The organism is Paenibacillus sanguinis 2301083 = DSM 16941 (assembly GCF_000374825.1).
Lineage (GTDB): Bacteria > Bacillota > Bacilli > Paenibacillales > Paenibacillaceae > Fontibacillus > Fontibacillus sanguinis.
The window spans coordinates 57,674-67,640 of the sequence record NZ_KB895393.1; the positions used below are offsets into that span (position 1 = coordinate 57,674).

6 protein-coding genes, 11 tRNA genes and 1 rRNA gene are annotated in these 9,967 nt (G+C 48.9%); all 18 read right to left on the minus strand.

Annotated elements, in window-relative coordinates; translation table 11 throughout:
- Positions 1–192: 192 nt before the first annotated feature.
- The 18 genes from glmM to rrf all read right to left on the minus strand — a co-directional run bounded on the left by glmM (position 193) and on the right by rrf (position 9,927).
- Positions 193–1,533 (minus strand): phosphoglucosamine mutase, encoded by a 1,341-nt coding sequence (gene glmM, locus C557_RS0119830; protein ID WP_018753619.1) that lies wholly within the window; start codon positions 1,531–1,533, stop codon positions 193–195.
- A gap of 109 nt (positions 1,534–1,642) precedes the next feature.
- Entirely contained in the window at positions 1,643–3,031 is a 1,389-nt protein-coding gene (locus C557_RS0119835) for a CdaR family protein (RefSeq protein ID WP_018753620.1), read from the minus strand.
- Positions 3,024–3,854: a diadenylate cyclase CdaA gene (cdaA, locus tag C557_RS0119840; protein WP_026263592.1), complete on the minus strand. Its 831-nt coding sequence runs from the start codon at positions 3,852–3,854 to the stop codon at positions 3,024–3,026. The genes C557_RS0119835 and cdaA overlap by 8 nt, the downstream gene beginning before the upstream one ends.
- A 218-nt stretch (positions 3,855–4,072) precedes the next feature.
- Positions 4,073–4,693, minus strand: coding sequence for a zf-HC2 domain-containing protein (locus tag C557_RS0119845; RefSeq protein ID WP_018753622.1), 621 nt, complete (start codon positions 4,691–4,693; stop codon positions 4,073–4,075).
- A gap of 132 nt (positions 4,694–4,825) precedes the next feature.
- The gene (sigW, locus tag C557_RS0119850) at positions 4,826–5,401 is read right to left on the minus strand and encodes an RNA polymerase sigma factor SigW (RefSeq protein ID WP_018753623.1); all 576 of its coding nucleotides are present in this window, start codon (positions 5,399–5,401) and stop codon (positions 4,826–4,828) included.
- Between the two features lie 203 nt (positions 5,402–5,604).
- On the minus strand, positions 5,605–8,400 hold the full coding sequence (ppc, locus tag C557_RS0119855) for a phosphoenolpyruvate carboxylase (RefSeq protein WP_018753624.1): 2,796 nt from the start codon (positions 8,398–8,400) through the stop codon (positions 5,605–5,607).
- 397 nt (positions 8,401–8,797) lie between these two features.
- Positions 8,798–8,871 (minus strand) — tRNA-Gly (locus C557_RS0119860).
- A gap of 13 nt (positions 8,872–8,884) precedes the next feature.
- Positions 8,885–8,961: transfer RNA gene (locus C557_RS0119865), tRNA-Pro, on the minus strand.
- Positions 8,962–8,991: 30 nt separating this feature from the next.
- Positions 8,992–9,068 (minus strand) — tRNA-Arg (locus tag C557_RS0119870).
- Between the two features lie 6 nt (positions 9,069–9,074).
- Positions 9,075–9,149, minus strand: a tRNA-Gly gene (locus tag C557_RS0119875).
- A gap of 6 nt (positions 9,150–9,155) precedes the next feature.
- Positions 9,156–9,239, minus strand: a tRNA-Leu gene (locus C557_RS0119880).
- Positions 9,240–9,294: 55 nt separating this feature from the next.
- Positions 9,295–9,370: transfer RNA gene (locus tag C557_RS0119885), tRNA-Lys, on the minus strand.
- A gap of 10 nt (positions 9,371–9,380) precedes the next feature.
- Positions 9,381–9,455: transfer RNA gene (locus tag C557_RS0119890), tRNA-Gln, on the minus strand.
- 7 nt (positions 9,456–9,462) lie between these two features.
- Positions 9,463–9,538 (minus strand) — tRNA-Val (locus C557_RS0119895).
- A 21-nt stretch (positions 9,539–9,559) separates the two neighbouring features.
- Positions 9,560–9,634 (minus strand) — tRNA-Glu (locus C557_RS0119900).
- 15 nt (positions 9,635–9,649) lie between these two features.
- Positions 9,650–9,722 (minus strand) — tRNA-Thr (locus C557_RS0119905).
- 4 nt (positions 9,723–9,726) lie between these two features.
- A tRNA-Asn gene (locus C557_RS0119910) sits at positions 9,727–9,802 on the minus strand.
- 8 nt (positions 9,803–9,810) lie between these two features.
- Positions 9,811–9,927: ribosomal RNA gene (gene rrf / locus C557_RS0119915) — 5S ribosomal RNA — on the minus strand.
- Between the last annotated feature and the right edge of the window lie 40 nt (positions 9,928–9,967).

Below are 9,967 nucleotides of genomic sequence, written 5' to 3' on the forward strand. Positions count from 1 at the left end.
ACCCTCGCTCTCTTTTCTCGAATATGCTTAATTATATGCACCTTCGCACGTTTTGGCAATGATCAACTTGTCCCGATTGCGTAGGCCCGTCCGGATTAACCCGCCGACACTAAGAAAAACCGCCCCTCCGAAGCCATGCTCCGAGAACAGCGGTTAATGTACATTGACCGTAATAATAGCATGAAACCGAGTTTAAACGAGCTCTTTCTCCACAACGCCCACAATATGAGCCACCAGCTTCTCCAGCTCATTTTTCTCCGGCCCCTCGGCCATGACGCGGATCAGAGACTCCGTACCGGACGGACGAACCAGTACCCGGCCATTATCACCTAACGCACGCTCCACTTCGGCTACAGCAGCACCGATGGCGATATTGCCTTCATATTTGCTCTTATCCTGTACACGTACATTGACCAGTACCTGCGGATATTGCTTCATAATTTGCTTCAATTCGCTTAGTGACTTGCCCGAGGCCAGCAAAGTATCCACCAATTGAATGGCCGTCAGGATGCCGTCGCCGGTCGTGTTGTAGTCGAGGAAAATAACATGACCCGACTGCTCGCCACCCAGATTGTACCCGCCGCGCAGCATTTCTGCCATCACATAACGGTCGCCTACCGCAGTCTGCTGCGTATTTAAAGCCAGCTTTTTAGTCGCCTTATAGAAGCCGAAATTGCTCATCACCGTGGAGACCACCGTGTTATCCTTTAGCTTTCCTGCCTTCTTCATAGCGTCGCCGCAAATGCACAGAATGTAATCTCCATCCACTTCTTGACCCAGCTCGTCAATGGCAATCAAACGGTCAGCATCTCCATCAAAAGCAAGCCCCAAGTGAGCCCCCAGCTTTACGACTTCTTCCTTCAAGCGCTCAGGGTGCGTAGAACCACAGTGGTCATTAATATTGAGACCATTAGGCTCTGCGGCCAGCGTGTGCACCTCGGCCCCCAGTTCACGAAATAGCTTGGGCGCCAGCTCATAAGCCGCACCATTGGCACAATCCAATACAACCTTTAATCCTTGAAAGGAAGAACTGATCGTTGTCTTTAAATGCTCTAAGTATTTGAGCTTCGAATCGTTATCTACAGTTACGGTGCCTAAACCCCCGCCGACAGGCCGTGGCAACTCATCCGTTTCCTTATCCAGCAAGGCCTCAATTTCCAGCTCTGTTTCGTCGGACAATTTAAATCCGTCACTCCCGAAGAACTTGATTCCGTTATCCTCAACGGGGTTATGGGAAGCAGAGATCATGACCCCGGCATCCGCTTGCAGCAAGCGCGTTAGATATGCAACTACGGGCGTGGAAACAACGCCTAAACGAATGACGTCCGCACCGATAGACAGCAGTCCCGCAATCAATGACGATTCAAGCATTAAGCCTGAAATACGCGTGTCCATCCCGATGACAACCTTCGGCTTATGCGCTTGCCCGGTCAGTACATAACCTCCGCAACGCCCGATTTGATAAGCCAATTCTGCCGTCAATTCCTGGTTAGCAATGCCCCTTACTCCATCTGTTCCAAAATACTTCCCCATCATTCCACTCCTTCGACATTTTGCAAGGATCACAAGCTTTACTGGATCCTAATTGTTCATTGTATTATTTTTCTATTCTCCCATGATCCTCAGATCATTCCCCGTATCCCTACGTTTCATTGCCTGAGGGAGAAGCATTATCTGGCACTGGCTCCTGCTCGTGATCCTGATTCTCCTCAGAGTCTGGAGGCTCATTTTCCGAAGAATGCTGTCCATTCGTAGATGAATCTGGCGTGTCCTCGGGTACTCCCGTAGTGGGACTTCCTTTCTCAGTCAGCTCCACTTCAACCGTTAGGTTGAGGGACGGGTCAGACATTTTGACATGAGCAGGCAACGTCACCTCTACAGGAATGGTATGTGTGCCCACGCCCAAGGGTGACAGATCAGCCATCAGATGAATGTCTTCCAGCTTTAATTTCTCCAAGGCCTCAAGTGTGCCCGAAAGGGTCAGGGTCAGCTTGCGGTCTGCTGGCCTGACCCATTTGACGTCATATAAAGGATTTAAGTTAAGGAGGCTTACCGGGACTCCTTCGATTTGCTGCTCGGCAGCAGGCTTTACAACCAACGTAATGGTTACAGAGCCCGGCTCGATTTTCTCAAAACCTTCCGGTGGAGTCAAGTCCACCGAGAACTGTGCACCGTCAGGGCTACCATCAAAGCGGCTTAGATCCACAGTAACCGGATAAGAAGTGATGCTCTCCAGAGCTTCCTTAGGCCCATACAGGGCCACTCCCTCTACATCCGTCTCAATCCCCTCTAGCATATATCCGTGGGGCAAACTCCCCGTGTGGAGCACCTCTAAGGGCACATTCTTGTATAGCTTGTTGATCGGAACATCCACTTCGATGGAAGCCGGGGATATCTCAGCGTTCTCTATCGGATCGCCCTGCTTATCATATGCGGTCAGCTTCACACTTTTTCCCTTCACGGAATCCGTTAGCCCGCTGACGTCCACAACTCCTTGGACCTTGCTAAGCTCTTCAACTTCGCTCACTGGCAAAGTTACGTCTACGTTCCCGTCTCCAGCCACAATGGGAATTCCGGCAACCATTCCGTCATCCGGTTCCCCCTTGACCACAATCGATACGGGAAGCGTGCGCGTCTCCTTGGCTTCAATCGTTACCTTCACAATGGAAGGGTCCATTGACACCAATTGTACCCCGGGAGGCAGCTCATGAGTTAGAGGTAACGTGAATGTACCCGGACCTACATTGTCCAAATTCAGGCGCACCTTATAATCGGAGAAATTCGTAGTCAGATCGATTCGTCTCCCCTTGACCTCCATCCGGACACTATCTGGTTCCAGATCATATAGCACATACTTGTCCTCGTCAAATCCCGTAACTTCTATTTTAACGTTATCAATGATTCTTGGTTGCGCCAATTTCGTGGAATCCACTGGGGTCCCACTATCCAAATGCACCATAGCCCACAAAATAATGCTGAGAAACAGCGCGATCACCTTGGCAAAATTGTTATGAGTCAGCCACTTATCCATTTTTGCCGGCCTCCTTCCGTTTACGGAATGGCCCGCGCATTTCCTTCGCTCCGGAGTTTGGTCCAAGCTCCTCATACAGCTTCGATATTAAGGATTCCTCCTTGATATCTCGCACGACTTGTCCGTCGATAGCCAAGGAGATTTGTCCAGTCTCCTCAGATACTACGATTGAGATGGCATCTCCTACCTCACTAATGCCGATGGCAGCACGATGCCGTGTTCCCAGCTCCTTGCTGATGAACGGGTTCTCCGATAAAGGCAAATAACAAGCGGCTGCGGCTATCTTATGCCCTTGAACAATAACCGCTCCATCATGGAGCGGAGTATTAGGTATGAAAATGTTAATCAGTAGCTGCGAAGAAATCATTGACTGCATCGGGATGCCTGATTCGGTATATTCATTAAGCCCCGTATCTCGTTCAAAGACAATTAAGGCCCCTATTTTTCTACGGGATAAATAATTTACGGCTTTAATAATCTCACTGATTTCCTTCCCGAATTCCTCTTCATCCACCGTATTGCGTCCAAACAGCTTGCCCCGGCCAAGCTGCTCCAGAGCGCGCCGAAGCTCAGGCTGGAAGATGATGAACACAGCTAATACCCCAAACGTGAACATTTGGTTCATTAGCCATTTTAATGTATATAAATCAAACCAGGTACTGAGTGCCCAGATTAAGACGAGCACCAGAATCCCTTTGAGCAGTTGAACCGCTCTTGTTCCGCGTACAAGCAAAATCAGATGATATATAATATAGGTAACAATCAGAATATCAATGACATCCTTGATGGTATCCTGCCAAGTCAAATTCATAAAATAATTCATGGTGCGACCCCCGATATGTCCCTTGCAGACCTTCACAGTCTCCACAAGAAAACGATATGTAAGCATCAATGCTTGTCTCTATAGGCTTCCCCTAACTAATAGGTTATAACGTTCATCAGACAGATGCAAGCGCCGGGTTAAAAAACCAGCAACAGCACAGCAAATAAAAGAGCGCCTACCCCGAGGGGAGGCGCCAAATTTTCTTCTTTCCGACAATGCTACCTATAGGCGACTTCCGTAAATGTATTGGTGATTCTATACCAGATCAAGTCAAGCGCCTGGTCAATCTGCTTAACCTCTCCCGCAATATGCGCTGTGGATGCCTGATAATAGGAACCGTCAATCACCGTCAAGTTGCCCTGAACCTCTCCATAGATTTCGGCCTTCCCATTCTGGATCGTCAGATTGCCGGCAATTTTGGAGTTGCTGGGCACGGTAACCGTGTCGCCCTGAATAATTACCTGTTCCAGGTCTGCCCCTTTCACAACAAGCTGATCATCGCTATCCCAAATCGAAACGGCGCTGAATACCATGACCAATAGGAACATGGCTGCTGCCGTCAATGCGGGGTGTCGACGGATCCACTGAATCCAAGCCTGCTGTTTGGGTTGCTTGGGGATCTGACTGATAATCCGATTGACCAGTTCATCGGGCGCTGAAACATTCGTGTGCTGCTTGATCGCTGCGAACAACAGCATTTCGGTCTGCTCCAGTTCCTTGAATTGCTTCTGGCATTCAGGACAGCACTCCAGGTGCTGCTTCAACTGTTCAGCATCAGCACGGCTTAATTCGCCGTCAAGATAATCATGCATCAATGAGGAAGCTTGTTTGCATTCCATATCAGCCAATCCTTTCAAGTGTCATTCTATGCGAAAACGCTATGCACGGCTAAGACACTAGTCGTCCTATCTTACAATACGTAGCGGTTCTCAAAACGTTTCAACTAAAATTGAAGGCCCCAAGCGACCATGTTACAGCGTTTTATGCTCCAACTTCTTACGCAAAAACTCACGTCCCCGGTGGACGCGTGTCTTCACCGTCGTCACAGGCATGTCCAGCACATCACTGATCTCCTGCAACGACATTTCCTGCAAATACCGCAGTACAATCACCGATCTGTATTTGGCCGGTAGACCCTCGATCGCCCGATGAATCGTTTGCTGCGTCTCGGATAACAGATATTCTGTCTCGGGTGTCCGTTCATCTCCCGGGATAAGGGTATAACCATCCATCCCTTCCTGATCATTCATCTCGGCATCGAGATAATAATTAGGCTTGCGCTTACGCAGGCGATCTATACATAAATTGGTAGCAATTCGATAAATCCAGGTTGAGAATTTCTGCTTTTCATCGTATCTGCTCCAATTTTTGTACACCCTTAAGAAAGTCTCCTGCACGATATCTTCCGCCTCGTGTCGGTTGGACAACATCCGGTAACCTAGATGAAATAACCTATCCTTATATAAATCAACAAGCTCGGCAAAAGCAATCTGGTCCCCTTTACGGGCGAGCTTCACCAGCCTTGCATCGAAATGTTCCACCACCATGTTTTCCCCCAGATCTTTGGAGAGCTTAGGTACAGCTACTGCCTGTCCGGCTCTTGCTTGCCGCAGGCGCTTCATTCAAATGGTAAAGCAACTTTTTGCAAATTGCAATACATTCAGTCAATAGCCATATAAGAAAAAGAGCCGACCCTTCGTAAGGAAGGTGCCGACTCTCTCTCAATTCATTCATCTAATACAGTATCATATCAGCCCGTATTACGCAGGCCCGCGGCAATACCGTTAATTGTAAGCAGAACCTCACGCAATAATTCGGCGTCATCACGACCTTCATCCCGAATCGTCCGTAGCTCTGACAGCAGTTGAACCTGCAAATAGCTAAGCGGATCAATATACGGATTCCGCAAACGAATCGATTCTTGCAGACCAGGTACGTTATCCAGAATTTCCGTAATACCGGTAATCTTCAAGACTATATCCCGAGTACGATGGAACTCTTCTTCAATCTGTCCGAAGATCCGCTCCTTCGCATCATCGTCGGAGCACATTTTCGCGTATTCTTTGGCGATAATCAAATCGGCTTTGATCATGGCAAATTGCAAGGTATCAATAACCGTGGTGAAGAAGGAAAAATTCTGATACATATCTTGCAATACCTTAAGGTTAGCTTCATTATCTTGATAGTAATTCATGAGTCCGGTACCTGCAGCATACCATGCCGGGAACAAATAACGGCTTTGCGTCCAGGCAAATACCCATGGAATCGCCCGGAGGTCTTCAAAACGGTCGCTGTTCTTCCGCTTCGATGGACGAGAGCCTATGTTCAGCTCGCCCACTTCCAACAACGGGGTGGATTCCCGGAAGAATTTCAGGAAGTCCGGCTCGCGGAATACAAGCTCCTGATATTTGTTCAATGAAGTCTCCGAGATGCCCTTCAGTATTGCTTCCCAGCGTTCTTCCTGCGGATTGGATTCCTGATGCAGCTTAGCGTTAATCGCTCCGGTGATCAACGCTGATGTCGCTTGCTCCAAACTGCGATAAGCAATGCCACGCAAGGAATAGCGTGAAGAGATAACTTCCCCTTGCTCAGTAATTTTAATTCCCCCACCGATGGTTTCCGGTGGCTGCACCAGGATGCTGCGGTTCAGCGGCATTCCTCCGCGGCCCAGAGCTCCACCCCGACCATGGAAGAACTTCAGCTTGACACCAAATTCATTGGCTGCAGCGGTGATTTGCTTCAGCGCTACGCGCAGCTCCCAGTTTGCGGTCACTACGCCACCATCCTTATTACTATCCGAATAACCCAGCATGATTTCCTGCAAATCATTCATCGCTGTCACCGATTGCCGGTAAATCGGCATACTCAGCAGTCGGCGCATAATACCTGGTGCAGCATGCAGGTCATCAATGGTTTCAAAGAGCGGTACAGATTGCAGGGTACAGGTTACAGTACCGTCTGCTTCTTTGTGAAACAATCCAACTTCCTTGGAGAATACCATAACCTCCAGAATATCGCTGGCTGCCTCAGTCATACTGATCAGGTAGCTGGTGATACATCGATTGCCGTACTCTTTTTGAGCGCGATATACAGTACGATATACCTCCAGGCATTCCCGAGTGCTTTCCGTATAATCCTGATAGGAAGAGGTTAGTGGACGCGGATCATTGAGCAGGCGCTCCAACAGTTCCAGCTTTTCTTCTTCCCCCAGCGCGGAGTAGTTATCAACAATCTTCATATTGGCCAGGATTTCTGTCATCGCATTCTCATGCTCTTGGCTATGCTGGCGAATATCAAGAGTAGCGGTATGGAAACCGAACAATTCTACTTGACGAATCAGCTTCTTGATGTGAGTGTCTGCCACATAATCAGCGTAATGATGCCGTAAGCTGCGGTCGATAATCCTCAGATCCTGGATAAAGGCCTCCACATCAGCATAACGCTCAGGAGTGTCCTTCTTGGTGTCATCCAGGACATTGTGGAGCTTCTCCGTCATGTAAGTCAACTTGATGCGGTAAGGCTCCTTATCGTTGTTCCATTGCGGCGTTTTGCGCAGCATCACCTGCAAGCGGTCGCGCTGGATCGAAGCCATAAGCTCATTGGTCACGTCAACAATGCTGGTACTGAAGCTAAGGTGCTTGAAGAGCTCGGCCAACACACGTTGATACTCTCGTATAGCCAGCTTTCTCTGTATTCTCAGCGTCTCCCAGGTTACGTCAGAGGTTACAGACGGGTTCCCATCGCGGTCACCGCCAATCCAGGACCCAAACCGCAGATACGTGGGCACATGCCAATAATGCTCCGGATAGTATTTAGTCAGACAGCGTTCCAGCTCTTGGTACACTTCAGGAAGTACATGGAACAAGGTTTCATGGAAATAGTACATTCCGTTTTTGACTTCATCCAATACAGTTGGCTTGCGGTCACGCAATTCATCCGTTTGCCAAAGGGTCAGCACTTCATTAAGCAGCTTCTCGCGAAGTTGTTCCCGTTCGCGGAATGTCAACGTCGGGTTATCTAATTGTGCCACGTCATCCGCAATGCGCTTATGGATATCCAGAATCGCCCGTCGCATGGCTTCAGTTGGATGAGCGGTCATGACCAGTTCCAGCGACATGCCCCCGATGATGTCTTGCGCCTCGCTATAGTTGAAGCCGCGTTCCTTCAAGTCCCTTACCGCTGCTTCAATCGTTCCCGTCTGAACTGCCTCTCCAGCGGAACGTTCGTAATCGCGTTTCAGGCGAATGCGATGATTCTGTTCGGCGATATTAACAAGCTGAAAATAGATGGCAAAAGCACGAATTACCTGGTGGCGAATACCTGGTTCCAGGGAGTTGATCATTTCCTTAAATTCATCGTGCAGTTCCGGCAAGAATACAGCCCGCAACGATTTGCTCGCTTCACGAATCTTCTCGACAATATCCAAGAGCTCATTGCCGCCTTGATGCACAAGGACCTCTCCTAGAATATTGCCCAAAAAACGAATGTCGCGCCTTAGCAGGTTATTGGAATTGCCCTTCCCTGCAGTAACCGTTAGCTCTGTCATGTTTCTCCCCCATTTCATCCCTATTCCGTCTGTCCAAGAATTAAGCCGTCTTCATCAGTTGCCTTGTTCCCTTAGAATGCGCGTCTTTAGACGGTTTCTTAACATAATACAATAAACTTCCCTGAAAATCTTCACTTTATTTGTAAGAATTATTTGGGCATATGCAGATTCTTCATGCTGCCTAGCCACTATTCTCCATCTTGCCTCATAAAGATTTCCAGCTTCTCTGTGTTCACATCGCTTGGCAACTCCACCAACCTTAACACGGTAAAGCAATAAAATTCAAGGGTATATGTAAACGATAGAAAAGTTTTATAGCCGGGGCTCACAATCGTGAAATTATAACAAAAAACATCATCTAAGCCAGTGATAGCTGATGATGTTGCTGTTTATGAGATGGAGCGGGTGATGGGAATCGAACCCACGCTACCAGCTTGGAAGGCTGGAGTTCTACCATTGAACTACACCCGCACCTTATAAAAGATGGTCGGGACGACACGATTTGAACATGCGACCCCCTGGTCCCAAACCAGGTGCTCTACCAAGCTGAGCTACGTCCCGTTAATAAGGTGAAAAATAATTAAGAAAATATGGCGCGCCCTAAGAGATTCGAACTCCTGACCTTTTGATTCGTAGTCAAACGCTCTATCCAGCTGAGCTAAGGGCGCGCATTATGGAGCGGACGACGGGAATCGAACCCGCGACCCTCGCCTTGGCAAGGCGATGCTCTACCGCTGAGCCACGTCCGCATAAGATGGTGCGCGTGGAGGGACTTGAACCCCCACGTCAAAGACGCTAGATCCTAAGTCTAGTGCGTCTGCCAATTCCGCCACACGCGCACAAGTGAAACTAAAACATTTACCAGCAGCATCCTTTAGAAATGCTTCTTAAAACTGGTGAGCCATGAAGGACTCGAACCTTCGACACCCTGATTAAAAGTCAGGTGCTCTACCAACTGAGCTAATGGCTCATAATAAGAATGGCTGGGGATATAGGATTCGAACCTATGAGTGACGGAGTCAAAGTCCGTTGCCTTACCGCTTGGCTAATCCCCATTGTTCATGGTGGAGGCTGAGGGGCTCGAACCCCCGACCCTCTGCTTGTAAGGCAGATGCTCTCCCAGCTGAGCTAAGCCTCCGATCTGGGTTTGAAGTAATAATGGTGACCCGTAGGGGATTCGAACCCCTGTTACCTCCGTGAAAGGGAGGTGTCTTAACCCCTTGACCAACGGGCCTTATTATGTAAATGAAGCTCTCAACCGGGATCGAACCGGTGACCTCATCCTTACCATGGATGCACTCTACCTACTGAGCTATGAGAGCATGATGGCTCCCCGAACAGGACTCGAACCTGTGACAACTCGATTAACAGTCGAGTGCTCTACCAACTGAGCTATCAGGGAATATAATCGCTTGGCAACGTCCTACTCTCCCAGGACCCTTCGGTCCAAGTACCATCGGCGCTGGAGGGCTTAACGGTCGTGTTCGGGATGGGTACGTGTGGAACCCCTCCGCCATCGCCACCAAACGATTCAAGCGTTTAATCGCTTGAAAACTGGATACGAAAC

Coding starts and splice junctions, on each gene's coding strand:
- glmM (WP_018753619.1), bottom strand. CDS start 1,533: ATGGGGAAGTATTTTGGAACAGATGGAGTAAGGGGCATTGCTAACCAG.
- C557_RS0119835 (WP_018753620.1), bottom strand. CDS start 3,031: ATGGATAAGTGGCTGACTCATAACAATTTTGCCAAGGTGATCGCGCTG.
- cdaA (WP_026263592.1), bottom strand. CDS start 3,854: ATGAATTATTTTATGAATTTGACTTGGCAGGATACCATCAAGGATGTC.
- C557_RS0119845 (WP_018753622.1), bottom strand. CDS start 4,693: ATGGAATGCAAACAAGCTTCCTCATTGATGCATGATTATCTTGACGGC.
- sigW (WP_018753623.1), bottom strand. CDS start 5,401: ATGGTGGTGGAACATTTCGATGCAAGGCTGGTGAAGCTCGCCCGTAAA.
- ppc (WP_018753624.1), bottom strand. CDS start 8,400: ATGACAGAGCTAACGGTTACTGCAGGGAAGGGCAATTCCAATAACCTG.